Source organism: Tabrizicola sp. (assembly GCF_022842145.1).
In the GTDB taxonomy this organism is placed as follows: domain Bacteria; phylum Pseudomonadota; class Alphaproteobacteria; order Rhodobacterales; family Rhodobacteraceae; genus Tabrizicola.
The window spans coordinates 181,590-207,178 of sequence record NZ_JALHQD010000008.1 but is presented as its reverse complement, the minus strand read 5'-3'; the positions used below and the strand labels follow the sequence as shown (position 1 = coordinate 207,178).

Below are 25,589 nucleotides of genomic sequence, written 5' to 3'. Positions count from 1 at the left end.
TGCCCCGGCCCTGCTGACCCTGATTTGCTGCCCATGAGGGGCGGCGGTCGCAGGCCAAAGCCATCATAAGGACCAGATGCGCTCCTCCAAGAAACGCTCGCGTTCCAGCCAGAACCGCCCGCGCACCCTCGGCAACATCATCAACCGCGTCTTCGACTCCTCGGGTCCCGAGGGCAAGGTCCGTGGTACGCCGCAGCAGATCATCGAGAAGTACCAGATGCTGGCGCGCGACGCCCAGTTGTCGAACGACCGCGTGGCGGCCGAGAACTTCCTGCAGCATGCCGAGCATTACACCCGGATGCTGGCCGAAGCGATGAAGGAAATGGCAGCCGAGCAGGAAGCCCGGCAGCAGCAGTTCCAGCAAAGCGGTGGCCAGCAGGGTGGCCAAGGTGGCCAGCAAGGTGGCCAGCAAGGTGGTCAGCAGGGCGGCCAGCAAGGCGGTCAGCACAATGGCCACCAGGGTGGTCAGCAGAACGGGAACGGCCAGAATGGTCAGCCCCGTGGCGACCGCCAGGATGGCCAGGACCGCCGCGACCGGGGCGAGCGCAACGACCGCGATCGCGGCGACCGCAACGACCGGGGCGAGCGTCGGCAGGACTTCAACCGCGACTTCCGCGAAGAGCGCAGTTTCCCGTCCGAGGAACCGGTGCTTGTGATCGAGCTGGACAGCGACGACAGCGGGCTGATCGAAACCCCGGAATCCTCGGGCAGCCGGACCGAGGTGGAAACACCGCAGGCCATCGCGCCAGATGCCGCTCAGAAAGAAGAACGCGCACGCCGGTCGCGCGGACCGCGCAAGCCAAAGAGCGAAAAGCCCGATGGCGAGCCGCCAAAGGAAGCGGCCGAGTAGACCCGGACCCAGGGCCGCCTTCGGGCGGCCTTTTCGTTTGTCCGGAATGAACAAAGGTCTCCGGGCTTGCGCCCGAAGACCTGCCGAGACCGAGGGTTGCAAGATGGGGACATGACTTGACCCCCGGACCCGGGCCGGACCGCAAGGATGAGTGACCATCCCTGCAGTCCGATGACAGGATCACATGGCCGGCAGCAGGACCGTGTCGATCACGTGGATGACGCCGTTCGACTGCTTGACGTCGGCGATGGTGACGTTGGCGACGTTGCCCTGACCGTCCTTGATCATGATCTTGTCGCCTTCGTACATCGCGGTGAACTCGCAGCCGCCCACGGTCTTGACCGGGTGTGCGCCCTTGTCGTCATCGACCATCTTCATGATCGCATCCGACATCGCGTCCGCCGCGACGACATGGCAGGTCAGGATCTTGGTCAGCTGATCCTTGTTTTCCGGCTTCAGCAGGGTCTCCACGGTGCCCGCGGGCAGCTTGGCAAAGGCTTCGTTGGTCGGCGCGAAGACGGTGAAGGGGCCTTCACCCGACAGCGTCTCGACCAGACCGGCAGCCTGGACGGCGGCGACAAGGGTGGTGTGGTCCTTGGAGTTGACCGCGTTTTCGACGATGTTCTTGTCTTCGTACATCGCAGCGCCGCCCACCATCGGGTTTTCGGCCAGTGCCATGCCGGTCGACAGGGCAAGGATCGCGGTCGCAAGTTTCAAGGCTTTCATCGGTAGCTCCCTTCGGGGTTCGGGCGGGGTCATTCCCGCCTCACATCCGAAGCAACGGAAGCTTTTTGACGAAGTTTCAGCCGGGGGTCCGGCTCGCGTTTTCGTGATCAGGTCTCGCCGATCTCGGCGGTCAGGATCACCGGCCCGGTCGGCGCGCCGGTGGGCGAGCCGCCCTCGGGTTCGATCGACACGGCAAGGACGAAGCCTGCGGGCGGCACCGGGTAGGCGACGACCAGCGGGCGGTCCTGCAAGAGACCCAGCGATACAGGGGCTGCGCCGGGGGCGATGACCCAAAGCTCGTGCACCTGACCCGGGACGGCAGGGACCCCGGCCACGCGGGTGACCTGCAGACTGCCGCCGAAATGCGTGACCGCATAGGCCAGGCGGTTGTCGGCGGTGGCAAGGGTCGCAACCCGGTCGGCCCGGGGCGGGGCCAGGATGGTCACGCTGACCAGGGCCAGCGAGGCGGCGATCAGCCCCCCGGCCAGCCAGCCGAACAGACCCGACCTGCGACGGGGTGCGGCCTTGGGGAAAAGCCGCGCCTCGATCTGCGGCAAAAGCCTTGGGGCAGGGACCTCGTCGAAACCGTCGTTCAGCCCCGCAAGTCGGTTTTCCCAGGCCGTGACCCGCGCAGCAAAGCCCGCGTCGCGCTTGAGCCGCGCCTCGACTTCGCTGCGCTCGGCAAGGTCCAGCACGCCCAGCACATATTCGGCGGCCAGCGCGTCTTCGGCTTCCTGCGGGGTAAGGGGAGTGTCGGTCATGTGTCCAGACACTCCTTCAGCTTCAGAAGACTGCGCCGCAGCCAGGTCCGCATCGTGTTCAAGGGCACCGCATGGCGCGCGGCAAGATCCAGGTAGGACAATCCGTTCAGATAGGCTCCCTTCACCGCCTCGGCCTTGTCGGGCTCGAGCGTGCCGAAGCAATCGGCCATACGGCGTGCCTCGCCCTGGGCCACAAGACGCGTCTCGGCGCGGGGGGCGTTGTCCTGCACGGTATCCAGCCCGTCGTCCGACGTGGCCTCGGGCCGCGCCCGCAGCCGGTCGATGGCAAGGTTGCGCGCGATGGCGATCAGCCAGGTCATGCCCCGGCCCTTCGCCGGATCATAGCGACCGGCGCGCAACCAGACCCGTGTATAGACTTCCTGCAAGGCATCCTCCGCCTCTCCGCGTTCCTTGAGGATACGCAAGAGAACACCCATGAGTTTCGCCGAGCTGTCGCGATAAAGCTGGCGGAACGCATTCCGGTCCGCAGCAGCGCATCTTGCGATCAGGTCGGCGACGGGATCATCCATGCGGCGACGTTAAGGATTTCGGCCGCAGGTGCAAGGGCTTCGCCCGACGACCTAGCCCCTGCGCCGCCTGCGACCGCCGTCGTCTCCGCTGGTCTTTGCGTTGAAGTTGACATCGGGCAGCGTCACCACCGAAAGCAGATGCGGGAAGGGTTCGACCGCGTTCGGGATCGCCGAGGCATTGACGAAATGCTCCTGAAAGCGCGGTTCAATGGCGGTCTCGATCTTGTGGATGTCGCGCACCGTGGCTTCGATCTCGGCCCGCGCGGCCCGGTTCAGAAGCGCGATCCGCGCGCCGGTCCCGGCGGCGTTCCCGGCTGATGAGACCTTGTCCAGGGGCACGTCGGGGATCATCCCCAGCACCATCGCGTGCTTGGGACTGATGTGTGCGCCAAAGGCTCCGGCCAGGATGATCCGGTCCACGGTGTCGACCTCGAACTTGTCCATCAGGAGGCGCGCGCCCGAGTAAAGCGCGGCCTTGGCCATCTGGATTTCCCGGATGTCGCGGTTGGTGACGGTGATCTTCGGGCCACCCTCGGCGCTGCCGTCATGGACGAGGTAGGAGTAGGTCCGCCCGTCCAGAAACAGCCGCTCCGACCCGGTCTGTTCCGGCGATCCGATCAAGCCTTGCGCATCGACGATCCCCGCAATCCGCATCTCGGCCACCATCTCGATGATGCCGGACCCGCAGATGCCGGTGATGCCGGTCGTGGCCGTCGCCGCCGCAAAGGCCGGATCGTCGGACCAGAGGTCGCTGCCGATCACCTTGAAGCGCGGCTCCTTGGTGAGGGGATCGATTTCCACCCGCTCGATGGCGCCCGGTGCCGCGCGCTGGCCACTGGAAATCTGCGCACCCTCGAAGGCCGGGCCGGTGGGCGAGGAACAGGCGAGAACCTTGGTCGTGTTGCCCAGCAGGATTTCCGCATTGGTGCCCACGTCGACCACCAGCATCAGGTCCTCGGACTTGTCCGGCGCTTCCGACAGCGCCACGGCGGCTGCGTCAGCGCCGACATGGCCCGCGATGCAGGGCAGCAGATAGACCCGCGCCGCCGGATGCAGCTGAAGGTCAAGGTCCCGCGCGGTCAGGCGCAGCGCGTTCGAGGTTGCCAGCGCGAAGGGCGCCTGGCCCAGCTCGTAAGGGTCGATCCCGAGAAACAGGTGGTGCATCACCGGGTTGCAGACGAAGACCGAATCCATGATCAACGCGCGCTCGACCTTGGCCTCGTCACAAAGCTGGCCGAAGAGCGTGTTCATCGCCTGCCGCACCGCCGAAGTCATCTCGGCCGCGCCCGAGGGGTTCATCATCGAATAGCTGACCCGGCTCATCAGGTCTTCGCCAAAACGGATCTGCGGGTTCATCAGCCCCGAGGATGCCACCACAGCCCCCGTGCGCAGATCGCACAGGTGCCCCGCGATGGTCGTGGACCCAAGGTCCACCGCCACCCCGTAGATCGAGCCCTCGTAAAGCCCCGGCCAGACCTGCATGATCCGCGGCGTGTCACTTGCGGCCACCTGGTGCAGCGCGACGGTAACCTTCCACTCGCCCTTGCGCAGGGTCGGTTGCAGCGTGGTCAGGATGGGCAGATCGATGGTAACCTCATGGAACCCCCACTGGTCGCGCAACGCGTCCGACAGGCGTTCCAGATCGCCCGAGGGGTCGTGCATGTCCGGCTCGGCCACCTCGACGAAATGCAGGTGGACGGAAGGGTCCATCCGGATCTCCCGCGCCTCGACGCGCTTTCTGACCACCTGCTTGTGGACCTGGCTTTCCGGCGGCACGTCGATGACCACATCGCCCATGACCTTCGCCTGACAGCCAAGACGGCGTCCGTCGATCAGCCCGCGGATGCGCTTGTAGCGATCCTCGACCGCGTTCCATTCCGACAGGGCGTCAGCCTCGACCGTGACCCCGTGCTTGGAGAACTCGCCATATCCCGGCGTGATCTGGCACTTGGAACAGATCCCGCGCCCGCCGCAGACCGAATCAAGGTCCACCCCCAGTTGCCTAGCCGCCGTCAGCACCGGAGTGCCAAGCGCAAAGCGCCCCCGCTTGCCCGAGGGGGTGAAGATCACAAGTGCGTCCTGATCGGATACGGCAGTCATTCAGGCCTCTGCCCCGCAGCGGGGTCTTCATGGGTGAAGTGGTAGGTGATCTGGTCGAAACGGTCGCGGGCGAAGGTGTAGAACCAGCGAAGCGGCCCGGTGGCCTCGGGTACGCCATGCTCGGCCATCGAGGGGATGTAAAGTGCCACGCCGGGCGCCAGCCGATAGGGGACCCCGTCGATCATGACGATGCCCTCGCCCTCAAGCCCGAAGTAGACCTCGGGCTCGGCATGGCGGTGCAGCGCAAAGGTCTCGCCCGGAAGCATTTCCGCCACGCCGCAGACCAGGCCGGCGGTGGGCGTCACATCGGCCGAAATCAGCATCCGCCACGCTAAGCTGCCACGCGCCGGATCATCCCAGCGGGCGGGGGCGCAGTCCTGCGCGTCGATGCGGATGGCAGCCGTGCTGGTCATTCTGCATCGGTTCTAATCCGGGTTCAGCGGGCAGCAATGGTTGAATGCGGCAACTGACAGCGCCATTCCGTCATCGGGCGGTCGGGTCCAGACTGCGGACGGGCATGGACGCCGCCTAACCGCCCGCAGGTCCGCCGCAAAATGCCTTGCACATCCGCGGACAGATTCCCAACGGGGCTGGTTTGCCACCATCAGGCAACCAAGTTGCGGCCCGGGCGCGGCCGCGTTCTTTCCGCGACTGCGTGAGACCCAGATTGCTGCTCACACAGGATTAACCTGCCAGACCCTCCAGTGCCGCCCTGGCCGCGTCGTCGCCGGGAAACATCAGTTCGATCTTGATGTCCGACAGCGCCACCTCCTCGGCCGCGCCGAACTGGGCGTAGGTGGAAAACAGAGCCAACCGCCGTTCGCCCATCCGGTAGACCGTGGGCAGGACCGCCCGGCCCGTCGAGCGGGGCTGGTGTGCGGCGATGTCGGGGTTTGCCAGCAGGGCCGCGACGGCCCGGTCCAGCGCCGCGATCCCGCCCGCGCGTGTGCTTTCCGCCCTCAGCCGCAAGGCGGTGTGGTGGCCGACCTCGACCCAGTTTTCGATCAGCCCCGCAAAGACCGTCGGGTCGGAGAGGGCGTCAAGCAGGCTCGCACCCTCGGTAAACCCTGCCGGGCCGAACAGACGCTGCGCTGGCCCGTTCAGCGCCAGGATCCGCCAAAGCCGGTCCAGGATCAGTGCGGGGTAGGGCGCGTGGCGGTCGATCATCCAGCCCATCGCGGCACGGACCTGGGCCATCTCCTCGGCGCCCAAGGGCAGGACCGGGAATTGCGGGCTGAACCCTGCGGCCGCCAGAAGGCCGTTCTGGTCACCGCGCGGCAGGCCCATCACCTCCGCCAGCCGCAGGACCATCCCGCGTGAGGGGCGCGACCGCCCCGTTTCCAGAAAGGCCAGGTGGCGGGGCGAGACCTCGGCCTCGGAGGCAAGGTCCAACTGGCTGAGCCGCCGGACACGTCGCCACTGACGAAGCGCGGTTGGAAAGTCGTGCATGGGGCCTCCGCTGTTCGATGTCCCAGCTTAGCGCGGCCAAAGCAGCAAGACACTTACCTTGCAGGGAATTGGTTCGCTTCCCCGCACGCGCTTTGCTGGCGCCAGTCAAACCAAGGAGAGCGAAGATGACATCCGAACAGAAAGGCCTGCGCTTTGCCGCAGGTGTCACGATGATCACCGGGGCGGCGCTGGCGCTGGCGGCGCTTCCGGCGCTGAACCTGCCGATGCGGCTTCTGGCCGACATCCTGATCTGGCCGCTGGATCAGGCCCAGACCCTTGGCCTTCCCGAAACGCGGCTGGCCTTCGCCATCGGCGGTGGGGTCATGCTGGGCTGGGGGCTGATGATCTGGCAACTGGCCGGTGAACCGCTGGAGCGCGCGCCGGATGCCGTGCGGGGAATCATTCGCAGCTCCGTGCTGGCCTGGTTCGTAGTGGACAGCACGGGCTCCGTCGCGTCGGGGGCGGCGCTGAACGTGGTGCCGAACCTGGTGTTCCTGGCGCTGTTCCTGGTGCCGATGCGGCGCGGGCGGGCTGCTGTCGTGGCCTAACCCTGGTCCAACCAGGCCAGGATCGCCGCCCTGTCGCCGTCCAGTCGTGGCGCCGGGGGCAGGGCGGCGACCTCGGGCAGGGTGGACATCTTGATCGGGTTGCCGGTGGCGGTGAAGGTCGGACCTCCTGCGTGCGGCATCACCGGCAAGACCATGTTCCGGGCGCGTATCTGCGGGTCGGCCAGCACCTCGACCATGTCCTGCACCCGCGCGGTCGGGAGACCTGCCAGATCCAGCACTTCCAGCCAATGCGCGACGGGCTGGACCAGTGTCACCGTCTCGATCATCCGTTTCATCAAGGCATGGTTCTCGCAGCGCGCGGCGTTCGTGGCAAAACGCGGGTCATCGCCGATGCCCAGGCCCAGGACGTCGCACAGCTTGCCGAACATCGCGTCATTGCCCGCCGCGATCACCACGAAGCCGTCCGACGCGCGGTAGGTGGCGAAGGGGGTGATTGTCGGATGCCGCGCGCCTGTCGGCCCGGGCGCGACGCCGGTGGCGGAAGCAATGGCGACGGCGTGTTCCTGGATCGCAAGCTGGCTGTCCAGCATCGCGACGTCGATGAAAGCGCCCTCGCCGGTCTTTTCGCGCTGGTAAAGCGCCGCAAGCACCCCTTGCGCCAGATACATTCCGGCAACGATGTCGCCGATGCTGGCCCCGACCCGGACCGGAGGGCCACCCGACTCTCCGGTGATCGACATCACCCCGCCGCGGGCCTGCACCACCATGTCATAGGCCGGCTTCATCGCATCGGGCCCGGTCTGCCCGAAACCCGAGACCGAGGCATAGACCAGCCGCGGATGGCGCGCGTGCAGCACCTCCCACCCGTAGCCCAGTCGCGCCATCACGCCGGGGCGGTAGTTCTCCACCAGCACATCGGCGCGCGCCGCCAGCCGCTCGAAGATTGCCCGGTCGGTGTCAGCCTTCAGGTCCAGCGCAATGGACTGCTTGCCGGCGTTCAGCGTGGCGAAGTAGGCGCTTTCCCCGTCGACGAAGGGCGGGAAGGCGCGGGTGTCATCGCCTGTCCCCGGTCGCTCGACCTTGATCACCCGCGCGCCCAGGTCCTGCAGGGTCTGGGTGCAGAAGGGCCCCGCCAGCACATGCGTCAGGTCCAGGATCAGGATGCCGTCGAGGGGTGCCATGCGTCTCTCCATTCAAGCAACTGTGCAACGGGGATCATGACCAGACGTTGACGCCGATCAAATCCCCCTCTACCTCGCGGCCATGGCACGCGCACCCCTTCTTCAGCTTTCCGGCATCTCGCTGACCTTCGGCGGCAACCCGGTCTTCGACGACCTGTCCCTGACCGTCCAGCCCGGTGACCGCATAGCACTTGTCGGCCGCAACGGGTCGGGCAAGTCGACGCTGATGAAGGTGATGGCCGGTTTGGTGGAGCCGGATCGTGGCAACCGCACCATCCCTCCGGGCGTCACCGTGGGCTACATGGAGCAGGAGCCGGACCTGTCCCGGTTTGCGACCCTGGGCGATTTCGCGGCGTCGAACCTGCCCGACGGAATGGATTACCGCCTTGCCGTCGTGGCCGAGGGGTTGAAGTTCAACCCCGAAACCCCCGTCGCAACCGCCAGCGGCGGGGAACGCCGCCGCGCCGCACTCGCCAAGCTGCTGGCCGAGGCGCCCGAACTGATGCTCCTGGACGAGCCGACCAACCACCTCGACATCCACGCGATCGAGTGGCTGGAGGCCGAGCTTTCCACCACCCGCACCGCCTTTGTCCTGATCTCCCACGACCGCGCCTTCCTGCGCGCGCTGTCGAAGGCCACGCTCTGGATCGACCGGGGCGAAGTGCGCCGTCGTGAGGCCGGTTTTGAGGGCTTCGAGGACTGGCGCGAGACGGTCTGGGCCGAAGAGGATGACGCCCGCCACAAGCTGGACCGCAAGATCAAGCACGAGGCGAAATGGGCCGTCGAAGGCATCAGCGCCCGGCGCAAGCGCAACCAGGGCCGGGTGCGCGCCCTGCAAGCCCTGCGGGCCGAACGCGGCGCGCAGATCCGCAGGCAGGGGACAGCGGCCTTTGCGCTGGAGTCCGGTCCCACCTCGGGCAAGAAGGTGATCGAGGCCGAGGGGCTGACCAAGGCCTATGACGACAAGCTGATCGTCCAGGACTTCGCGATCCGCATCCTGCGCGGCGACCGGGTGGCTTTCGTTGGCCCGAACGGCGTTGGAAAAACCACGCTTCTCAAGCTGTTGACTGGCGAACTTCAACCGGACTCCGGACGCGTCAGCCTGGGCACCAACCTCGAGATCGCGGTCTTCGACCAGACCCGCACCCGCCTCGACCTTGACGCCAGCCTTTGGGACAACCTGACCGTCGATCCGCTGATGCGCGTCTCGGGTTCGTCGGATCAGGTCATGGTGCGCGGTCAGCCAAAGCACGTGGTCGCCTACCTCAAGGACTTCCTCTTCGCCGAGGCGCAGGCCCGCGCGCCGGTGCGCAGCCTTTCTGGGGGCGAGCGGGCGCGGCTGCTTCTGGCCAAGCTGATGGCGCAGCCCTCGAACCTTCTGATCCTGGACGAACCGACCAACGACCTTGACGTCGAGACGCTGGACCTTCTGCAGGATATCCTCAGCGACTATGACGGCACGGTGCTTCTGGTCAGCCACGACCGTGATTTCATCGACCGGATCGCCACTGCGACCGTGGCGATGGAGGGCGGGGGCAAGGCCACTGTCTATCCCGGAGGCTGGTCTGATTACGTAAGCCAAAGGCCTCAAGCCACGGACGTGGAAGCCAAATCCGCCACTCGGGGCAACGGTGCGCCCGCCGTCAAGATCGAAACCGCGCCGCGTGGCAGCGCGCTTTCCTTCACCGAACGCAAGCGCCTTGACGATCTGCCAGGCCTGATCGCCCGGCTGGAGGGCGAGATTGGCAAGCTTTCAGAACTGCTGGCCAACCCCGACCTTTTCACGCGCGAGCCGGTGAAATTCCGCAAGGCGACCGAGGCGCTGAACGAACGTCAGCAAGCCCTTGAAGCCGCCGAATCCGAGTGGCTGAATTTGGCAGATCGGGTCTAGGCGCAGGGAACCGGCGAAACTTGGCCAGAATGCCAAGGTTCCTCGGCTGTTTACTGCCGGGTGCCAACACAGCCCTTCAAGCTGCCGTGAGCGGGCATTGTGCTTTTGCAGCAACAGCTCCATTCCCTGTTCCGAGCCGACGGGAACTTGTTCGCACAGACGGATGTTGTTGTCGGCCAGAACAAGGAGACAGAAATGAAAACTATCGCAGCATTGTTTGCTACCGTTGCCCTGACCGCCCCGGCCTTCGCGGGTGGCCCCATTGCCGTTGCCGAAGAGCCGATGATCGCTCCGGTGGAAGAGGTCTATATGGCCCCTGGCCTGGACTGGACCGGTGGCTATGTCGGTGCGCAGCTTGGCTATGGCGACGTCGATTCGAGCGACGAAACGCTGGAAGGCTATGGCTGGCTGGGCGGCGTCCACGCCGGTTACCGCTGGGATCTGGGCAACTGGGTTGCTGGTGGTGAGCTGTCCTATGACACCGCTTCGATCGATCTGGGTGCCGATGCCGGGACGCTGGATGACGTGATCGCTCTCAAGGCGACCGCCGGCCGCGAGATCGGCAACAGCCTGGTCTACGGTGCACTCGGCATGGCCAAGGCCAGCGCGACGGTTGGCACTGCTGAGCTGAGCGACACCGGCCTCGTATACGGCGTTGGCTTCGACTACGCGCTGACCGAACGCTGGACTGTCGGTGGCGAAGTACTGCAGCACAACTTCGACGACTTCGACGCGTCGGGCGTGGACCTTGATGCCACCACCCTCAAGGCCAAAGTCGCACTGCGCTTCTAAGCCTAAGCTTCGCGGCGCGGTGAAACCCCGCGCCGCCGTTTACTGACAGGGCGACGGCTGCAACAGGAATGTGCGGTCGTCGCCCTTTTTATGTTCAAGGGTCACGAATCCCGCGTCGTTCTCGAAGGACATGCCCAGGCTGCTGACCGTCAGCAGGACCGCGCCCGATCTGGCAGGGGTGAGGGTGAAACCGCCCGCGTCGCCCTCCATTGCGCAGTAAAGCGTCGCCTCGCCTTCATTCTCGCAATACCCGTAGAACTCGAAAGCGCCGCCCGGCGTGCCGCGCAGCGTCACTTCGATATGCAGTGCAAGGAGCGGGGCCGCAATCTGGACATCCGGGCTGAGCCGCATTTCAGTCACCCGCTGCTTAGGATGCGCGGCCAAGTGTTCCGGCGCGTATATACGGGCATAGCAGTTGGCTTGGTCCGGAAACATCCGGTCCTGCGGGCTTTGAGCAAGGGCAGGGACGGCAATCATCAGGAACGCCGCACAAGCCCTTGCCAATATTACCATTTCCCGCTTGCCCCGCCCCCCGAAGACCGGCCGCCGCCAGAGCCGCTGCTGCCGCTGCCAGACGACCGGCTTCCGCCTGAACTGGAAAAATGGCGGCTCTGGCGGCCTTCGCGGCTGGACCAGGAAATCGGATAGGACTTGTGGTCGTTGAAGCCGCAGTTCGAACAGGTCAGGTGCTGCATTCCGACACCGGCCTCGCCAGAATTCGGCGGCGGCTGGATGACTTCCCGCGAACGGGTCAGCGTCATGGCACCACAGTTCGGGCAGGTCTTGCGCGACCGACGGTTGCGCCAGATCCCGAAGCCTGCCAGCCCGACAAATGCAGCGGCCCCAAGGATTCCCGTCAGCGCGCCAGATTCGGTATCGGGCGTCTCAAAGCCATCGGTGACCGTGACGGGTGTTCCGGCCAGGAACGGCGTGATCAGGCGTTCGCGGGCCGAAGCGACACCGGCCTCGATCCCCTCGGCAAAGTTGCCGCTGCGCAAGGGGGGCAGGACAGCCGTCGACAGAACCCGGGCCGCCCGTCCATCGTAGACCGGGTCGTAACCGGCCCCCAACGCAATCCGGGCCTCGCGGGCTTCGGTGTCCAGAAGCAGCATGATGCCATCGTTCCGTTCGGCCTCGCCAACGCCCCAGGCGTTGAAAAGCGCCTTGCCGTAATCCTCCATCCGCATACCCGAGCCACCCATGCCCGCGATGCCGGGCAAGGTCACCACCACCATCTGAACCCCTGTCGCTTCGCGCGTCTCGACCAGAAGCCGCGAGATGCGCCCCTCGGCCGTGGCGTCCAGCACATCGGCGAAGTCCGACACGGTGTCGCTTTGCGGATCGGGGAAAGACTGGGCAAAGGCGGGTGCGGCACACAACACCGCAAGGGCGAGAACTCTAAGAACCATCATGCAAGCATTTCTTGAACTGTCTTGGCGATGAGCATGACATCTTCTTCGCGGCAGTCAAATGATCCGACCTGCACCCGGATCGCAAAGCGCCCGTCGACGCGGGTCTGGGTCAGGTAGATCCGGCCGTCGTCGTTGATCCGCTGCAACAGCGCCTCGGTCGCGGCGTCTGTCTCCAGAGCAAAGCTGAACAGCGACAGCCGCGGTTCGGTCACGATCTGGACCCCCGGCAGTGCCGCCAGCTGGTCCCGCGCCACACAGGCCCAGGCAATGTGGTCGCGAATGCGCGCGCGCAGGCCCTCCAGCCCGTAGGCGCGCAGCACGAACCACAGCTTCAGCGCCCGGAAACGGCGGCCCAGCGGCACGGTCCATTCGTTGAAGTTGACGATCTCCTCGCGCCCCGCCGTTTCCAGATAGGTCGGCCGCAGCCCCAGGGTGCGGACTTGCGCTCCGGGGTCGCGCAAAAGCTGGACCGAGCAGTCGAACTGCGCCCCCAGCCATTTGTGCGGATTGAAGACCACCGAATCGGCGCCCTCGACCCCCGCCCAAAGGTCCCGGAATTCCGGACAGATCATCGCCGATCCCGCCCATGCCGCATCGACGTGCACCGGCAGGTCCTCGGACTTGGCCGCGGCGATGCAATCGGCGATTCGGTCGAAGGCCCCGATGCTGGTTCCCCCTGCGCAAAGGATCACCCCCGCCGGCACCAGCCCCGCCGCCCGGTCCGCCACAATCGCCGCACGAAGCGCCGGCCCCGTCATCGCCCGGTCGGCATCGGTCGCCACCTTCACCAGGTTGCGCTGCCCGATCCCCGCCACCCGGATCGCCTTGTCGACCGAGGAATGCGTCTCTGCACTGGCATAGAAGCGCAGGACCGGCCCGCCCGACAGCCCGTCTTCCAGCCCCCGCCATCCCAGCGCCTGTTCGCGCATCGTCAGCACCGCCGAGAGCGTCGCATTGGTCGCCGAATCGTGGATCGTCCCCACAAAGTCGTCGGGCAGTCCGACCGCCTGACGCAGCCAGTCGACCATCACCTGCTCGACTTCCGTCGCGGCCGGGGATGTCTGCCAGATCAAGGCGTTGCAGGCCATCGCGTTGACCAGCTGCTCGGCCAGCATCGAGGCGGGCGCGGCATTGGCCGGGAAATAGGCGAAGAAGCGCGGGTGCTGCCAATGGGTCATCCCGTCCGGCACGATCCGCTCGAAATCGCTCCAGATCGCTTCCACCGGCTCGGCCGCCTCGGGCGGCGAGGGGGGCAACTGCCGGCTGATCGCGCCGGGCACCAGCGGCGCCCGCACCGGACGGTCGCGCAAGGTGGCGTGGTAATCGGCCGCCCAGTCCGCCGCCCGCTTCGACCAGTGCCGCAAGCTCTCGTGATCCATGCAAATCCCCTTCCGGTCCAGCGCGGCAGAAAGCATGTCGCCGGAAAATCGGCAAGGTTCCACCCCGGGGCCGACATGCCAGTTCCTTTTTCCGGCCATCACCATTGGTTAAGGTCATTCGCGTAGGCCTTTCCAAGGCCAGAACTCCGTGAGGTTTAATGTCCCTGTCCCGCCGCGTTGCCCTTCTGGGCCTTTCCAGTCTTCTGCTTTCGGCCTGCGTCGGTCCGGGGGCCAGCTTCAAGACCGAGTACACCCAGGTCCCGCCCGCGCTGGCCGCAAGCTGGCGCCTTGCCGATGTCCAGGTCAGCGTGCCCCGCACGCTGAAGGTGTCCGAAGCCAAGACCTATCTTCCGGTCGCCGACATCGTCTGGCGCGAAGACCCGATGGGCGACCGCTATGACCAGGTTGCCCGGATCATCGAGGCCGGGGTCCGGCGCGGCGCCCAGGACCTGCGCGGCGCGCGCCCGGTGATCATCTCGGTCACCGTCACCCGCTTCCACGCCTTGACGTTCGAGGCCGAGCAGCGTTTTGAAAACGCCGGGGTCCACAACATCCGGCTTGTCGCCCAGGTCGTCGACGCCCGCACCGGTGAGGTGCTGGTCCCCGCAACCCCGATCCGGGCCGAGCTTCCGGCCCCTTCGGGCAAGGCGATGAAGGCCGCGCGCCGCAAGGGGCAAAGCCAGAAATCGATGATCACCGCCCATGTCGCAAAGACGGTGGCCGGTTGGCTGGGCCTTGGCCCGGACGTCCGGGGGGACTTCAACCGCCAGGGCAACTGAACGGAAGGCAGGCCGCTACCCCAGCGCGGCCTGCACCTTCTTCGGCAGGCCGGCCCGGATCAGGGCATAGGACGTGGCGATCCGTTCGCACAGTTCATCGTCCGGCACCCGCCGGAACGGGATGCGCGCCCATGAGGCGTGCAGATAGGGTGCCCGGACCGCGCGCCCCGTCTCGATCAGCAGCCGCGCGGTCTCGACGTGGTCGGTCTTGACCGACACACCGTCGCCCATCTGCCCGATGATCGCGAACATCTTGCTGCCGACCTTCCAGCAGTCGTGGTCGGGGCCGAAGGGCTGGCTGACCTCGGCCCCGGCGAAACCCGCACAGCAGGCGTTGACGAAGGCGCGGTCCTGCATGGCGGAATTTCCTTGGCGGGGCGGCGGGCTGTGATGTATGTCTCCCACCCATGACGACATTGCGCAACATCCGCATCTGCTGCATTACCCGCTGACTTCGGTCGCGCGGGCGCTTCGTCATTCCCACAGGATGAAAAGCCACTCCCGCGCGGGACGCGCCTGTGCTCAAGGGACTGACATGGTTACGATCCGCCTGACCAATTCGAAGACCCGGAAGAAGGAAGACTTCCGGCCGATCGACCCGTCGAATGTGCGGATGTATGTCTGCGGCCCCACCGTCTATGACCGCGCGCACCTTGGCAACGCCCGGCCCGTGGTGGTGTTCGACACCCTGTACCGCCTGCTGCGGCACCTCTACGGGGCCGACCATGTCACCTATGTCCGCAACTTCACCGACGTCGACGACAAGATCAACGCCGAGGCTTTGCGGCGTCAGAAGGCCGGGTCGCCGGGAACGCTGGAGGATCTGATCCACGAGCGGACCGAGGAGACCATCGCCTGGTACCACGCCGACATGGACGCGCTTGGGGCCATGCGCCCGAACCACGAACCCCGCGCCACAGAGTTCATCGCCCAGATGATCGCGATGACCGAAGGGCTGATCGCCTCGGGCAACGCCTATGCAGTGGAAGGCCATGTCCTCTTCCGCGTCCGGTCCTACAAGGATTACGGCAAGCTTTCGGGCCGGTCCGTCGACGACATGATCGCCGGCGCCCGGGTCGAGGTGGCACCCTTCAAGGAAGACCCGATGGACTTCGTCCTCTGGAAGCCGTCCAGCGGCGAGGAACCGGGTTGGGATAGCCCCTGGGGCAAGGGGCGGCCGGGCTGGCACATCGAATGCAGTGCGATGGCGCATGAGTTGCTGGGGGAAAGCTTCGACATCCACGGCGGCGGGCTGGACCTGCAATTCCCGCACCACGAAAACGAGATCGCCCAAAGCGCCTGCGCCCACCCGCACGGCGACTTCGCGCATTACTGGCTGCACAACGAGATGCTGCAGGTCGAGGGCAAGAAGATGTCCAAGAGCCTGGGCAACTTCTTCACGGTGCGCGACCTGCTGGAGCAGGGAGTGCCGGGCGAGGTGATCCGGTTTGTCCTGCTGATGACGCATTACCGCAGTCCGATGGACTGGACGGCGGAGAAGGCGCGGCAAGCGGAGGCGACGCTGAGGAAGTGGCGCGCCGCAACGGCGTCGATTAAGGCATCTTTACCGCTACCGGGCGTGGTCGAGGCACTTGCCGACGATCTGAACACCGCTGGTGCGCTTTCCGCCCTACACGCTGCGGCGGGCGAGGGAGACTGGCCAGGGGTCAAGGCTTCGGCGGCCCTCATGGGCCTTCTTGGTGTCGAAACGGCCAACTGGAGTTGGAAGAAGGTCGAGGCTTCCTTCGGTGCGGTCTTCGTCGCTGGTGAAGGAGATCAGGATCGGCATTTTGCTCTGGTCAAAGCCTTTGCTGAAGTTTGGCAGGCTCGCCGCGCAGCCAAGGAATTTGCTGTAGCAGATCAGATCAAAGAAATTGCTGCGAGGGCGGGTCTGGACCTCAAGGCAATTCCGCAAGGTGTAATGGCTGAGATGCGCCCCAACTTCGACCCGGCCAAACTGGAGGCTCTCCAGTGACCCTCCGCGCCAAATTTCTTCAAAGAAATTTGCTAAAATCCTTCGAAGGATTTCATGCCCCCACCGCAACCGTGGTGAACGCCACCTTAACGCGCCTTTGTAACCCCTTGAAAACGCGCGAATCGAAAAAGCGCCACGCGCGGGCGGTCCCATGACCCGCGACCGCCTCTTCCTCTTCGACACCACCCTGCGGGACGGCCAGCAGACCCAGGGCGTCCAGTTCTCCACGGCCGAAAAACAGCAGATCGCCCAGGCCCTCGACACCCTCGGGGTCGACTATATCGAGGGCGGCTGGCCCGGCGCGAACCCGACGGATTCCGATTTCTTCGCGGCACCCCCAGCGACCAAGGCCACCCTCACCGCCTTCGGCATGACCCGCCGCGTGGGCCGCTCGGCCGAGAACGACGACGTCCTCGCCGCCGTCCTGAACGCGAACACCCCCGCCGTCTGCCTGGTCGGCAAGACCCACGATTTCCACGTCACGACGGCCCTCGGAGTCACCCTGGACGAGAACCGCGAGGCCATCGCCGCCTCGATCCGCCACCTCGTCGCGAAGGGCCGCGAAGCCCTGTTCGATGCCGAGCACTTCTTCGACGGCTATCGCGCGAACCCAAACTACGCCGTCTCCTGTCTGCAAGCGGCTTTTGCGGCCGGGGCGCGCTGGATCGTCCTGTGCGACACCAACGGCGGCACGCTCCCCGCCGACGTGGGCCGGATCACCGCCGAGGTCATCGCGTCCGGCATCCCCGGCGGCCGGCTGGGCATCCATTGCCACGACGACACCGGGAACGCCGTCGCCAACTCGCTGGCCGCGGTTGACGCGGGCGCGCGGCAGATCCAGGGGACGCTGAACGGCTTGGGCGAGCGCTGCGGGAATGCGAACCTTACGACCCTGATCCCGACGCTCCTGCTCAAGGAACCCTACGCCAGCCGTCTGGAGACCGGGATCACCCGCGCCGCCCTCCAAGGCCTGCTGAAGACCTCCCGCATGCTGGACGACATCCTGAACCGCGTCCCTCTGCGGTCGGCCCCCTACATCGGCGCGTCCGCCTTCGCCCACAAGGCGGGACTGCATGCCAGCGCCATCCTGAAGGACCCGACGACCTACGAACATATCGACCCCGCATTAGTCGGCAACGAACGCGTCATCCCGATGTCGAACCAGGCCGGGCAGTCGAACCTGCGCGCGCGGCTGGAGGCGGCGGGGATCACCGTCGATCCCAAGGACCCAAGGCTGGGCCGGATCATCGAGGTGGTGAAGGATCGCGAGGACCAAGGCTATGCCTATGACGGCGCGCAGGCCTCGTTCGAGCTGGTCGCCCGGCGCGAGCTGGGTCTGTGCCCGGAGTTCTTCGAGGTCAAGCGCTACCGGGTCACGGTGGAGCGGCGGAAGAACAAGTACGACCGGATGATCTCGCTGTCGGAAGCCGTGGTGGTGGTCAAGATCGGCGACGCCAAGATGATGTCGGTCAGTGACAGCATGGACGAGGCCGGATCGGACCGCGGGCCGGTGAACGCGCTGGCGAAGGCGTTGGGCAAGGATCTGGGCCCCTATCAGGCCTGCATCGACGACATGAAGCTGGTCGACTTCAAGGTCCGCATCACCAACGGCGGGACCGAGGCCGTGACGCGGGTCATCATCGACAGCGAGGACGGGCAGGGCCGTCGCTGGTCCACCGTGGGGGTCAGTGCGAACATCGTCGATGCGTCGTTCGAGGCCTTGCTGGATGCGATCCAGTGGAAGCTGATCCGCGATTTCGGGACGCCCCGGAAAGCCCTGCCGTGAGTGTCGCGGCCTGCGCCGAGCTGGTCCAGCGCGGTGATCCCGATCGCTTCCGCGCGGTGATGGCGGCCCCGGTCGAGGTTCGCGCGCAGCTGTTCCCGCTGTATGCCTTCAACCTGGAGGTCGCGCGCGCGCCCTGGGTCACGCAGGAGCCACTGATCGCCGAGATGCGGCTGCAATGGTGGCGCGACGTGGTGGAAAACGCCGCCTCGGGTGCGGCGCGGGCGCATGAGGTGGCGGGGCCGCTGCATGATCTGATCCGGGATTTCGGTCTGCCGGTCGAGGTGATGGACCGTCTGATTGCCGCCCGCCGCTGGGATATCCACCGCGATCCGCATGAGGGGGCCGAGGGGCTGGCGGAATATCTGGAGGATACCGGTGCAGGTCTGATGTGGCTTGCGGCGCGGGCCTTGGGGGCGCCGGACGGGGCGGAGGCTCCGGTCCGGGCCTATGGCTGGGCCTCGGCTGCGGCGATGTATCTGCGGGCAGTGCCGGAACTGGATGCACGCGGTCGGCAGCCATTGCCAGAGGGCTTCGAGATCAAGGATTTGGCCCGTCGGGGTCTGGAGCGGTTGGCCGAAGCGCGGGCCGCCCGGAAGGCTTTGCCGAAAGCTGTCGCACCGGCCCTTCTGGCCGGGTGGCAGACGGAAAGCGTTCTGCGTCAGGTGCTTTCGGGGGGGTCTTCACCTGAACTTGCCGAGGCGACGAAGCGTTGGCAGCTTCTGTGGCAGGCTTTCACGGGGCGCTGGTAGCAGTCAGGCCCGCCGGGTCTCTTGCGGACGGAGCCAAAGCCAGATCAGCGCGCCGCCGGCGAGGATGAGGAAGGGCAGCATGGCAAGGTTGACCATCTGCCACCCGGCCTGGACCGAACCGCCCGAGCAGTTCATCAATCCGCCCGACGAGAAGCTTGCCATCGTCACACCGCCGAAGACCACGAGGTCGTTCAGACCCTGCAGGCGGCCGCGCTCTTCGGGGCGTTGGGCGGACGTCAGCATCGTGGTTGCACCGATGAAACCGAAATTCCAGCCGAGGCCCAGCAGGATCATGGCCAGGAAGAAGTTCTCGAGCTGCACACCAGCCATCGCGACGGCCCCTGCTCCGGCGAGGATGGTGAGGCCGAGGGCGATAATCCTCTCGGTCCCGAAACGGGCGATGAGGTGGCCGGTGAAGAAGCTGGGGGCGTACATGGCCAGAACGTGGGCGGTGACGACATCGGCGGCGTTGCCCTTGTCGAAGCCGCAGCCGACGACGGCCAAAGGCGAGGACGTCATCACCAGGTTCATCAGCGCGTAGGAGACGGTTGCGCAGATCATCGCGACAAGGATCGTCGGATTGCGGATCAGCTCGGCCCGGCTGCGACCCAGGGGGCTGCCCTCGGCCGGCGGCTTGGGTTTGGGGATGTCGAGCGCGAGGAAGAGGACGGAGCCGACGAGGTTCAGGACGATGACGGCGAGGTAGGAGCCGAGGAAGGGGACGGCCATTTCGTCCGCGGTGACTTTCACCAGTTGCGGGCCGACGACGGCAGAAAGGAGGCCCCCGGCCATGACCCAGCTGATCGCCTTGGGCCGGAACGCCTCGGACGCGGTGTCGACGGCGGCAAAGCGGTAAAAGCCGTTGGCGGACATGTAGATGCCAGAGATGAGTGCGCCAATGCAGAAGGTGGTGAAGCTGCTGGTCGAGAGGCCGTAGGCGCCGATGGCGGCCCCGGCAGCCCCCCCGGCGGCGCCAAAGAAGAACCCGGCGCGGCGGCCGAAGCGCTGCATCAGCATGGAAAGCGGTGTGGCCGTCAGCATGGAGCCGATGACCATCATGGTGATGGGCAATGTGGCCCAGCAGACGTTCGGTGCCAGGCTTGACCCGGCGAGGCCCGCGATGGTGAAGATCATCGGCAACTGCGCGCCGAGCACGGCCTGGGCAGCGACAAGGACAAGAACATTCCGGCGGGCGGTGGAGTCGTTGGTCATGCGGTATCGGTAGGAGGCTTGCGGCGGAACGGCAAGGGGAGATGTCGGTTGCTTCGGGCGGGGATATTTGTAGACAGAAAACATGGTGGGACGGATCATTCATTCCCTGGACTGCGTGGCGGAAGGTGCGGCCTGGCTTGGCCAGCGCGAGCCGGCCTTTGCGCGGGCCTTGCCTTTGGTGGGTGCGCTGCCCTTGCGGCGGGAAGAGGACGGGTTTCCGGCGCTGTTGCGCGCGATCGTGGGGCAGCAGGTATCGGTCGCCTCGGCGCGGGCGATCTGGGCGCGGCTGGAGGGGATGGGATTGACCGAAGCGGCTGCGATGGCGGCGGCGTCCGACGAGGATCTTCGCGCGGCGGGCCTGTCGCGGCAGAAGGCGCGTTATGGGCGCGCTTTGGCCGGGGCTGGTATCGATTTCAACGGGTTGCGGGCCGTTCCTGATGTCGAGGTCGTGAAAACCCTGGTTGCGGTGCCGGGGATCGGCATCTGGACGGCCGAGATCTATGCGATGTTCGCGCTGGGGCGGGCGGATGTGTTTGCGCCCGGCGATCTGGCCTTGCAGGAGGCCGCGCGGATGCTCTTCGGGCTGGAGGCGCGGCCATCCGAGAAGGCATTGCGCCAAATGGCTGAAGACTGGTCGCCCTGGCGGTCGGTTGCGGCGCGGATTCTTTGGGCCTACTACCGGGTGGCGAAAGATCGGGAAGGGATTTGACATGCGGGAGTTGCGGTTCGGACGGGCAGGCGTGGAGAAGGGTCAAGCCGTTGGCATGATTGTGTTTCTGCATGGCTATGGTGCGGATGGAAACGACCTTCTGGGACTTGCCGACCCGATGCAGCAACATTTGCCGGGGGTGGCATTTGCGGCACCTGACGCGCCGGAGCGTTGTGCGGGCGGCGGCTTCGGCGCGCAGTGGTTCCCGATTCCCTGGCTCGACGGATCGGCGCAGGCTGCGGCCGAGGCGGGGCTGGATGCCGCGGCAGATGACCTGAACGGATTTCTGGACCGGCTGCTGCAGGACGAGGCGCTGCGCCCGGACCAGATGGTGCTGGTCGGGTTCAGCCAGGGCGCGATGATGGCGATGCATGTGGCGCCGCGTCGTGCCGCGGCCGTCGCGGGCGTGGTTGCGATCTCGGGACGCCTGCTGCGGCCGGAGCTGCTGGCGACGCAAGCAACCGTGAAACCTCCGATCCTGCTGATCCACGGGGATCAGGACCCGGTTGTGCCGTTCTCCGACATGTCAAAGGCCGGCAATGCGCTGACAGCGGCGGAGTTCCCGACCTATGGGCACATCATGAAAGCCACCGGCCACGGGATTTCGCCCGACGGCCTTGGAGCGGCCTTGCAGTTCATCCGCGAGAGGTTGGGCATTGACGGATGACGCGTATGTACAAGGCAATGCGATGCGAAAGTCTGCTTGAACAACGCCAGCTACTTGATTGTTAATCCGGCACAATCCGGTTCAGACAACGGTCTCCAAGTAGACAGCGCAGCCGGTGAGGGCGGCGTAATCGTCTTCCACCACGGTGACCGAGAAGTCCTTTTGCAAAAGGTCCACCCGGCGCGCTTCGCGGAACGAGCGTTCAAGTCCGAATCGGGCGAAATGCGGGGTCATGGCCCGGGACATGCCGCCGATCAGGTAGATCCCGCCGTAGGGCAGGTGGATCAGCGCGAGATCGGCCAACATCTGGCCCAGGATGTGAACGTAAAGTCTGGCTGCATGGGCGGCGGTGGCGTCCTCGGCTTCCAGCGCCGCAAGAACTTCGGCCGAGGACAGGCTGGAGGGGTGCCCGGCGGCATAGGCGGCGAAGGCGTGCAGGTTGGCAAGACCGCGACCGGCCAGGACTTCCTCGACCCCGGCATGGGGGACGTCGCCTTCCGCCTTCAGCTTCTGTTCGATGAAGCGGATAAGCTGGAAGTCCTCTTCCGTCCGGACCGGCATGTTCACGTGGCCGCATTCCGAAGGCGGCACGACGCGGCCCTTGGGTGCAGGGTGGACGGGTGCTGCGTTGACGCCGGTCCCGAGGCCCACAACCAGCATCGAGCCATTGGTCTGGGGTCCGTCGATCACACGGCGCAGGTTCCCCGGTGCGATGTGACCCAGCGCCTGACCCTGGGCCTGAAGGTCGTTCAGGATCGCCACGCGGCTCGCTCCGGTCGCCCCGGTCAGCTTGGCGCCGTCGATCACCCAGGAAAGGTTCGTCATCTCGGCCACGCCGTCCTGCACCGGGCCGGCGGCAGCGACGCAGGCGCCCGATACGGAGGCGCCCGTCTGGTCCAGGTAGTCGCGCAGCACATGGGCGATGTCCTGCCCGCGGGCCTGGTATTCGGCATTCGGGAAGCGACGGATCGAGTCGATCCTGACCGAGGTGCCTTCCGCCAGTGCGACGCGGGTGTTGGTGCCGCCGATGTCGGCAAGGATCGCTAGGGTCATGGGGCCGGTCCGTGGGTCATGAGGCAGGAAGCGCGTCTTGGTGGGCGTGATACGGGGAAACTGCGGGCCGCGCCAGTGATTTGAAAGCGCTTCGGATCAGGGATTTGGGGCGGGGCCGGTGGACATGCCCTCGACCAGTTCGGCTTCAAGAAGCTGCTCGGCGGGCGGTTGGCCGGGGTTGGCAATCCGGTCCAGAAGAAGCTCGGCCACCAGCTTGCCAGCCTCGCGCACCGAAGAGCGCATCGCGGTGAAGATCGGCTTGTCCTCACCGTTCTTCATGTAGCTGAGGTCGTCGTCGAAGACGATCAGCGAGACGTCCCGGCCAAGGACCAGCCCCGCACTTTCAATGGCGCGACGCACGCCCATGCCTGAAATCATCGAGGACGCCAGGAACGCGGTGGGCGGGTTCGGGTTTTTCAGCATCCGTTCTGCGGCACGGAAACCGGCGACTTCGCTCATCTCGTCCGAAGACATGAGGGCTGGGTTGACCTGCAGGCCGCGCGCCTCCAGCGCCTCGACATAGCCGCGGCGGCGGCGGATGGCGAAATCCATGTACTCCAAGCCATTGACCAGCGCGATGCGGCTGTGTCCGAGGTCAAGGAGGTATTCGGTCGCCCGAAGGAAGGCGCGGCGGTTGTTCACGTCCAGCCAGGAATAGGGCACGGTGGTGCCGGTGGCGCGCCCGTGCACGACAAAGGGAAGCCCGATGTCGCGCAGAAGCGGGATCCGGGGGTCATCTTCGCGTGGGGAATGGACGATCACTCCGTCCACGTTCCCCTTCACCTTCATGGCGCGGTAGGTCTGCTCTTCCTGGTCATCGGGCACGACCGAGAGAAGCATGTCGTAGTCGTTGCGGCTGTAGGTCTCGCCCGCACCGGCGATGAAGTCGGCGAACACGGGGTTCACAATCTCGTGCCGGGTGGCGATGGGGATGACGTGACCGACGGCCATCGCGCGGCCGGTGGCCAGGCGGATCGCCCGGGTGTTCGGATGATAGTTGTGTTCCTTGGCGGCGGCCATCACCCGGGTGCGGGTGGCCTCATTCACCTCGGGGTAGCCGTTCAGGGCACGCGAGACCGTCGTCGGCGAGAGGCAGAGCTTGTGGGCGAGTTCCTTGAGGTTCATCGCGGGGCGGCTACTCGATACGGTCAGGACCGGGGGGACCATAGACGTCGGGGCCGGGGGCGTCAAAGATTAACGCAAGGTCAAAGCCGTATGAGGGCGAGGAGACCAAGCCAGAAAAGCGACAGGCCAAGCGCGATGGACGCCGGCACCCAAAGGGTGAACCGCGGCGTGGGCGCGATGGCCTTGCGAAGCGAGACGCGTTTCATGGGTTTGATTAAGGGCATGGAAAGGTTTTGCCGTCGTTAATGTCGGCATGTTCGATTTCGGTGAAACCGCAGGCTTCCTGCCCTTCCAGCAAAGCGCCGTCTATGCGGCGGCGGTCGAGGCTTGTGGTGCCCGGGCGCGCTGGCTTGACGGGGTTCTGGCGGTGGAGCGGGGGAGGCTGCGCCTGATCTCTCGCGCAGTGGGGCTGGACCGGGCCGGGCTGCGCCGGCTGGCGCGCTGGCCGGGGGTGACCGTGGCGACGCCCGAGGCGGCGCTGGCGGGTTTCGGTCTGGTGCCGCTGGTCACTCCGATGCACCACGCGGTCTGGTCGCTGGACGGGGACCTGCGGGCGGGACTGGTGGCCAAGTGGCGCAACCGGCTGGCCGCGGCAGAGCGGGGCCTCGTGGGGGTCCGGCCTGGTGGGCGACGGGCGCTGGATGCGTTGTCGGCCGCAGAAGGGCTGCAGCAGCGAACGCGGGGCTATCGTGCGTTGCCCGAGGGGTTTTCGCGCGCGCTGCCCGAGGGGGCCCTCCGGCTGTGGGAATGGCGGCAGGCGGGTGGGTTCGGGGCGGGGATGTGCTTCGTCGTGCACGGCGCATCGGCGAGCTATCATCTGGGCTGGGCATCGGAGGCCGCGAAGGCGTGCGGCGTGCACGGGGTCATGCTGATGCGGGCGACTGAGGCCTTGCAGGCCGAGGGGGTGCGCTGGCTGGACCTTGGATCGGTGGATACCGAGGCGGCTCCCGGACTGGCGCGGTTCAAGCTGGGGACAGGGGCGGCGTTGCGGCCGCTGGGAGCGACCTGCCTGGTCTTGCCCTGACCGCACCGCCGGGGCAGGGTGGCTGCAAACGGGGGGGATGCCGCATGGTCACGGTGACGGACGAGATGGTCGAGGCCTACCAGCGCGATGGGGTCGTGCTGGTCAAAGGGCTCTGGGCCGACTGGGTCGAGATGCTGCGGGCCGGCGTCGCGCGGAACATGGCGGCGCCGACGCATCAGATGGCGACGCTCAAGCCGGGCGAGCCGGGGTACTTTTTCGACGACTACTGCAACTGGCAGAAGGTGCCCGAATTCGGCGCGGTGATCCGGCAGTCGCCAGCGGCAGAGGTTGCCGCCCGTCTGATGGGGTCCGAGCGGGTCCAGGTCTTCCACGATCATGTGCTGGTGAAGGAGCCGGGGACGACGAAGCCGACGCCTTGGCACACGGACGGGCCCTACTACTTTGTCGAGGGCAGGCAGACGGTCAGCTTCTGGTCCCCGCTGGACCCGGTGAAGGAGGCGGCGCTGCGCTGCGTGGCGGGGTCGCATCTGTGGAAGAAGGATGTGCTGCCGACGCGGTGGATGTCGGAGACGAACTTCTATCCCGGCGAGGACGATTATATGGCCGTCCCGGACCTGGAGGCCGAGGGGATGGACATCCGGGAGTGGGAGATGGAACCGGGCGATGCCGTGGCCTTCAACTTCCGCACCCTGCATGGGGCGCGGGGGAATAAGACGACGCGGCGGCGGCGGGCGTTCTCGCTGCGGCTGGTGGGCGACGATGCCCGGTATGTCGAGCGGCCCGGGCCGACGTCGCCGCCGTTTCCGGGGCATGGGATGGTGGCTGGACAAAGGCTGCGCGAGGACTGGTTTCCGCTGCTGCGGGGCTGATGCCCGCGCGTGGCGGGGCTGGCGGGTTGAGGAAGATCAAGGACTTGGGCGTGGGCGTTCAGTATGGCTTAACCATGACTTTGTCCGCCAGGAGGCCCGC

The 25,589-nt window shown here is 66.3% G+C and carries 27 protein-coding genes; 12 read left to right on the top strand and 15 right to left on the bottom strand.

The window, feature by feature from the left end; translation table 11 throughout:
* The first annotated feature begins 76 nt into the window (after positions 1–76).
* A complete protein-coding gene (locus Q0C42_RS17905; protein ID WP_295079135.1) occupies positions 77–850 on the top strand; it encodes a DUF4167 domain-containing protein in 774 nt (257 codons plus the stop codon).
* 180 nt (positions 851–1,030) lie between these two features.
* Here the strand turns inward: Q0C42_RS17905 and Q0C42_RS17900 are convergent, their stop codons facing one another.
* From Q0C42_RS17900 to Q0C42_RS17875, 6 genes are all read right to left on the bottom strand, one after another.
* Positions 1,031–1,576: a fasciclin domain-containing protein gene (locus Q0C42_RS17900; protein WP_295079132.1), complete on the bottom strand. Its 546-nt coding sequence runs from the start codon at positions 1,574–1,576 to the stop codon at positions 1,031–1,033.
* Positions 1,577–1,683: 107 nt separating this feature from the next.
* Positions 1,684–2,337: an anti-sigma factor gene (locus Q0C42_RS17895; protein ID WP_295079129.1), complete on the bottom strand. Its 654-nt coding sequence runs from the start codon at positions 2,335–2,337 to the stop codon at positions 1,684–1,686.
* Positions 2,334–2,867, bottom strand: a complete 534-nt coding sequence (locus Q0C42_RS17890; RefSeq protein WP_295079126.1) for a sigma-70 family RNA polymerase sigma factor — start codon at positions 2,865–2,867, stop codon at positions 2,334–2,336. The genes Q0C42_RS17895 and Q0C42_RS17890 overlap by 4 nt, the downstream gene beginning before the upstream one ends.
* Positions 2,868–2,918: 51 nt before the next feature.
* Positions 2,919–4,967: an ASKHA domain-containing protein gene (locus Q0C42_RS17885; RefSeq protein ID WP_295079123.1), complete on the bottom strand. Its 2,049-nt coding sequence runs from the start codon at positions 4,965–4,967 to the stop codon at positions 2,919–2,921.
* On the bottom strand, positions 4,964–5,380 hold the full coding sequence (locus Q0C42_RS17880) for a cupin domain-containing protein (protein ID WP_295079120.1): 417 nt from the start codon (positions 5,378–5,380) through the stop codon (positions 4,964–4,966). Before Q0C42_RS17880 ends, Q0C42_RS17885 begins: the two co-directional genes overlap by 4 nt.
* Positions 5,381–5,651: 271 nt before the next feature.
* Positions 5,652–6,416, bottom strand: a complete 765-nt coding sequence (locus Q0C42_RS17875) for a helix-turn-helix transcriptional regulator (RefSeq protein WP_295079118.1) — start codon at positions 6,414–6,416, stop codon at positions 5,652–5,654.
* A gap of 125 nt (positions 6,417–6,541) precedes the next feature.
* Between Q0C42_RS17875 and Q0C42_RS17870 the strand changes: the two genes are divergently transcribed.
* Entirely contained in the window at positions 6,542–6,964 is a 423-nt protein-coding gene (locus Q0C42_RS17870) for a hypothetical protein (RefSeq protein ID WP_295079115.1), read from the top strand.
* Here the strand turns inward: Q0C42_RS17870 and Q0C42_RS17865 are convergent.
* Entirely contained in the window at positions 6,961–8,106 is a 1,146-nt protein-coding gene (locus tag Q0C42_RS17865) for a CoA transferase (RefSeq protein WP_295079113.1), read from the bottom strand. The two genes, Q0C42_RS17870 and Q0C42_RS17865, sit on opposite strands and share 4 nt — an antisense overlap.
* 82 nt (positions 8,107–8,188) lie before the next feature.
* On the opposite strand from Q0C42_RS17865, the gene Q0C42_RS17860 reads away from it, so the two are divergent.
* Both Q0C42_RS17860 and Q0C42_RS17855 read left to right on the top strand, forming a co-directional pair.
* A complete protein-coding gene (locus Q0C42_RS17860; RefSeq protein WP_295079110.1) occupies positions 8,189–9,997 on the top strand; it encodes an ABC-F family ATP-binding cassette domain-containing protein in 1,809 nt (602 codons plus the stop codon).
* Between the two features lie 195 nt (positions 9,998–10,192).
* Positions 10,193–10,789 (top strand): porin family protein, encoded by a 597-nt coding sequence (locus tag Q0C42_RS17855; RefSeq protein ID WP_295079108.1) that lies wholly within the window; start codon positions 10,193–10,195, stop codon positions 10,787–10,789.
* A 39-nt stretch (positions 10,790–10,828) separates the two neighbouring features.
* Here Q0C42_RS17855 and Q0C42_RS17850 read toward each other — a convergent pair whose 3' ends face one another.
* The 3 genes from Q0C42_RS17850 to Q0C42_RS17840 are packed head-to-tail and all read right to left on the bottom strand — an operon-like array spanning position 10,829 to position 13,580.
* A complete protein-coding gene (locus Q0C42_RS17850; protein ID WP_295079105.1) occupies positions 10,829–11,266 on the bottom strand; it encodes a hypothetical protein in 438 nt (145 codons plus the stop codon).
* A gap of 29 nt (positions 11,267–11,295) precedes the next feature.
* Positions 11,296–12,201, bottom strand: coding sequence for a TPM domain-containing protein (locus Q0C42_RS17845; RefSeq protein ID WP_295079103.1), 906 nt, complete (start codon positions 12,199–12,201; stop codon positions 11,296–11,298).
* Positions 12,198–13,580: a pyridoxal-dependent decarboxylase gene (locus Q0C42_RS17840; RefSeq protein WP_295079101.1), complete on the bottom strand. Its 1,383-nt coding sequence runs from the start codon at positions 13,578–13,580 to the stop codon at positions 12,198–12,200. The genes Q0C42_RS17845 and Q0C42_RS17840 overlap by 4 nt, the downstream gene beginning before the upstream one ends.
* Before the next feature lie 158 nt (positions 13,581–13,738).
* Between Q0C42_RS17840 and Q0C42_RS17835 the strand changes: the two genes are divergently transcribed.
* A complete protein-coding gene (locus Q0C42_RS17835; RefSeq protein ID WP_295079098.1) occupies positions 13,739–14,359 on the top strand; it encodes a DUF6778 family protein in 621 nt (206 codons plus the stop codon).
* Positions 14,360–14,374: 15 nt separating this feature from the next.
* Here Q0C42_RS17835 and Q0C42_RS17830 read toward each other — a convergent pair whose 3' ends face one another.
* A complete protein-coding gene (locus Q0C42_RS17830; RefSeq protein WP_295079096.1) occupies positions 14,375–14,716 on the bottom strand; it encodes an MmcQ/YjbR family DNA-binding protein in 342 nt (113 codons plus the stop codon).
* A gap of 178 nt (positions 14,717–14,894) precedes the next feature.
* On the opposite strand from Q0C42_RS17830, the gene cysS reads away from it, so the two are divergent.
* From cysS to Q0C42_RS17815, 3 genes are all read left to right on the top strand, one after another.
* Entirely contained in the window at positions 14,895–16,334 is a 1,440-nt protein-coding gene (gene cysS / locus Q0C42_RS17825; RefSeq protein WP_295079094.1) for a cysteine--tRNA ligase, read from the top strand.
* Between the two features lie 151 nt (positions 16,335–16,485).
* Complete coding sequence (gene cimA / locus Q0C42_RS17820) at positions 16,486–18,120, top strand: citramalate synthase (RefSeq protein WP_295079091.1); 1,635 nt, start codon at positions 16,486–16,488, stop codon at positions 18,118–18,120.
* On the top strand, positions 18,117–18,869 hold the full coding sequence (locus Q0C42_RS17815; RefSeq protein ID WP_295079089.1) for a squalene/phytoene synthase family protein: 753 nt from the start codon (positions 18,117–18,119) through the stop codon (positions 18,867–18,869). The genes cimA and Q0C42_RS17815 overlap by 4 nt, the downstream gene beginning before the upstream one ends.
* 3 nt (positions 18,870–18,872) lie before the next feature.
* Here the strand turns inward: Q0C42_RS17815 and Q0C42_RS17810 are convergent, their stop codons facing one another.
* Positions 18,873–20,081 (bottom strand): MFS transporter, encoded by a 1,209-nt coding sequence (locus Q0C42_RS17810; RefSeq protein ID WP_295079086.1) that lies wholly within the window; start codon positions 20,079–20,081, stop codon positions 18,873–18,875.
* 82 nt (positions 20,082–20,163) lie between these two features.
* Between Q0C42_RS17810 and Q0C42_RS17805 the strand changes: the two genes are divergently transcribed.
* Both Q0C42_RS17805 and Q0C42_RS17800 read left to right on the top strand, forming a co-directional pair.
* Positions 20,164–20,790: a DNA-3-methyladenine glycosylase 2 family protein gene (locus Q0C42_RS17805; RefSeq protein WP_295079083.1), complete on the top strand. Its 627-nt coding sequence runs from the start codon at positions 20,164–20,166 to the stop codon at positions 20,788–20,790.
* A 55-nt stretch (positions 20,791–20,845) separates the two neighbouring features.
* Positions 20,846–21,457: an alpha/beta fold hydrolase gene (locus Q0C42_RS17800; protein ID WP_295079081.1), complete on the top strand. Its 612-nt coding sequence runs from the start codon at positions 20,846–20,848 to the stop codon at positions 21,455–21,457.
* Positions 21,458–21,538: 81 nt separating this feature from the next.
* Here the strand turns inward: Q0C42_RS17800 and Q0C42_RS17795 are convergent, their stop codons facing one another.
* The 3 genes from Q0C42_RS17795 to Q0C42_RS17785 all read right to left on the bottom strand — a co-directional run bounded on the left by Q0C42_RS17795 (position 21,539) and on the right by Q0C42_RS17785 (position 23,841).
* A complete protein-coding gene (locus tag Q0C42_RS17795) occupies positions 21,539–22,510 on the bottom strand; it encodes an ROK family protein (protein ID WP_295079079.1) in 972 nt (323 codons plus the stop codon).
* A 96-nt stretch (positions 22,511–22,606) separates the two neighbouring features.
* Positions 22,607–23,635, bottom strand: a complete 1,029-nt coding sequence (locus Q0C42_RS17790) for a LacI family DNA-binding transcriptional regulator (protein WP_295079217.1) — start codon at positions 23,633–23,635, stop codon at positions 22,607–22,609.
* Between the two features lie 80 nt (positions 23,636–23,715).
* On the bottom strand, positions 23,716–23,841 hold the full coding sequence (locus tag Q0C42_RS17785; protein ID WP_295079076.1) for a hypothetical protein: 126 nt from the start codon (positions 23,839–23,841) through the stop codon (positions 23,716–23,718).
* Between the two features lie 47 nt (positions 23,842–23,888).
* Between Q0C42_RS17785 and Q0C42_RS17780 the strand changes: the two genes are divergently transcribed.
* Both Q0C42_RS17780 and Q0C42_RS17775 read left to right on the top strand, forming a co-directional pair.
* A complete protein-coding gene (locus tag Q0C42_RS17780) occupies positions 23,889–24,659 on the top strand; it encodes a GNAT family N-acetyltransferase (RefSeq protein ID WP_295079073.1) in 771 nt (256 codons plus the stop codon).
* Positions 24,660–24,703: 44 nt separating this feature from the next.
* Complete coding sequence (locus Q0C42_RS17775; protein ID WP_295079070.1) at positions 24,704–25,489, top strand: phytanoyl-CoA dioxygenase family protein; 786 nt, start codon at positions 24,704–24,706, stop codon at positions 25,487–25,489.
* Positions 25,490–25,589: the final 100 nt, after the last annotated feature.

Excerpts from the sequence above, each read along its gene's own strand:
- Q0C42_RS17865 (WP_295079113.1), bottom strand. The coding sequence starts at position 8,106 with ATGGCACCCCTCGACGGCATCCTGATCCTGGACCTGACGCATGTGCTG.
- Q0C42_RS17905 (WP_295079135.1), top strand. The coding sequence starts at position 77 with ATGCGCTCCTCCAAGAAACGCTCGCGTTCCAGCCAGAACCGCCCGCGC.
- Q0C42_RS17795 (WP_295079079.1), bottom strand. The coding sequence starts at position 22,510 with ATGACCCTAGCGATCCTTGCCGACATCGGCGGCACCAACACCCGCGTC.
- Q0C42_RS17810 (WP_295079086.1), bottom strand. The coding sequence starts at position 20,081 with ATGACCAACGACTCCACCGCCCGCCGGAATGTTCTTGTCCTTGTCGCT.
- Q0C42_RS17835 (WP_295079098.1), top strand. The coding sequence starts at position 13,739 with ATGTCCCTGTCCCGCCGCGTTGCCCTTCTGGGCCTTTCCAGTCTTCTG.
- Q0C42_RS17785 (WP_295079076.1), bottom strand. The coding sequence starts at position 23,841 with ATGAAACGCGTCTCGCTTCGCAAGGCCATCGCGCCCACGCCGCGGTTC.
- Q0C42_RS17845 (WP_295079103.1), bottom strand. The coding sequence starts at position 12,201 with ATGATGGTTCTTAGAGTTCTCGCCCTTGCGGTGTTGTGTGCCGCACCC.
- Q0C42_RS17885 (WP_295079123.1), bottom strand. The coding sequence starts at position 4,967 with ATGACTGCCGTATCCGATCAGGACGCACTTGTGATCTTCACCCCCTCG.
- Q0C42_RS17880 (WP_295079120.1), bottom strand. The coding sequence starts at position 5,380 with ATGACCAGCACGGCTGCCATCCGCATCGACGCGCAGGACTGCGCCCCC.
- Q0C42_RS17790 (WP_295079217.1), bottom strand. The coding sequence starts at position 23,635 with ATGAACCTCAAGGAACTCGCCCACAAGCTCTGCCTCTCGCCGACGACG.
- Q0C42_RS17870 (WP_295079115.1), top strand. The coding sequence starts at position 6,542 with ATGACATCCGAACAGAAAGGCCTGCGCTTTGCCGCAGGTGTCACGATG.
- cysS (WP_295079094.1), top strand. The coding sequence starts at position 14,895 with ATGGTTACGATCCGCCTGACCAATTCGAAGACCCGGAAGAAGGAAGAC.
- Q0C42_RS17775 (WP_295079070.1), top strand. The coding sequence starts at position 24,704 with ATGGTCACGGTGACGGACGAGATGGTCGAGGCCTACCAGCGCGATGGG.
- Q0C42_RS17780 (WP_295079073.1), top strand. The coding sequence starts at position 23,889 with ATGTTCGATTTCGGTGAAACCGCAGGCTTCCTGCCCTTCCAGCAAAGC.
- Q0C42_RS17805 (WP_295079083.1), top strand. The coding sequence starts at position 20,164 with ATGGTGGGACGGATCATTCATTCCCTGGACTGCGTGGCGGAAGGTGCG.
- Q0C42_RS17860 (WP_295079110.1), top strand. The coding sequence starts at position 8,189 with ATGGCACGCGCACCCCTTCTTCAGCTTTCCGGCATCTCGCTGACCTTC.
- cimA (WP_295079091.1), top strand. The coding sequence starts at position 16,486 with ATGACCCGCGACCGCCTCTTCCTCTTCGACACCACCCTGCGGGACGGC.
- Q0C42_RS17875 (WP_295079118.1), bottom strand. The coding sequence starts at position 6,416 with ATGCACGACTTTCCAACCGCGCTTCGTCAGTGGCGACGTGTCCGGCGG.
- Q0C42_RS17895 (WP_295079129.1), bottom strand. The coding sequence starts at position 2,337 with ATGACCGACACTCCCCTTACCCCGCAGGAAGCCGAAGACGCGCTGGCC.
- Q0C42_RS17850 (WP_295079105.1), bottom strand. The coding sequence starts at position 11,266 with ATGATTGCCGTCCCTGCCCTTGCTCAAAGCCCGCAGGACCGGATGTTT.
- Q0C42_RS17890 (WP_295079126.1), bottom strand. The coding sequence starts at position 2,867 with ATGGATGATCCCGTCGCCGACCTGATCGCAAGATGCGCTGCTGCGGAC.
- Q0C42_RS17840 (WP_295079101.1), bottom strand. The coding sequence starts at position 13,580 with ATGGATCACGAGAGCTTGCGGCACTGGTCGAAGCGGGCGGCGGACTGG.
- Q0C42_RS17800 (WP_295079081.1), top strand. The coding sequence starts at position 20,846 with ATGATTGTGTTTCTGCATGGCTATGGTGCGGATGGAAACGACCTTCTG.
- Q0C42_RS17855 (WP_295079108.1), top strand. The coding sequence starts at position 10,193 with ATGAAAACTATCGCAGCATTGTTTGCTACCGTTGCCCTGACCGCCCCG.
- Q0C42_RS17830 (WP_295079096.1), bottom strand. The coding sequence starts at position 14,716 with ATGCAGGACCGCGCCTTCGTCAACGCCTGCTGTGCGGGTTTCGCCGGG.
- Q0C42_RS17900 (WP_295079132.1), bottom strand. The coding sequence starts at position 1,576 with ATGAAAGCCTTGAAACTTGCGACCGCGATCCTTGCCCTGTCGACCGGC.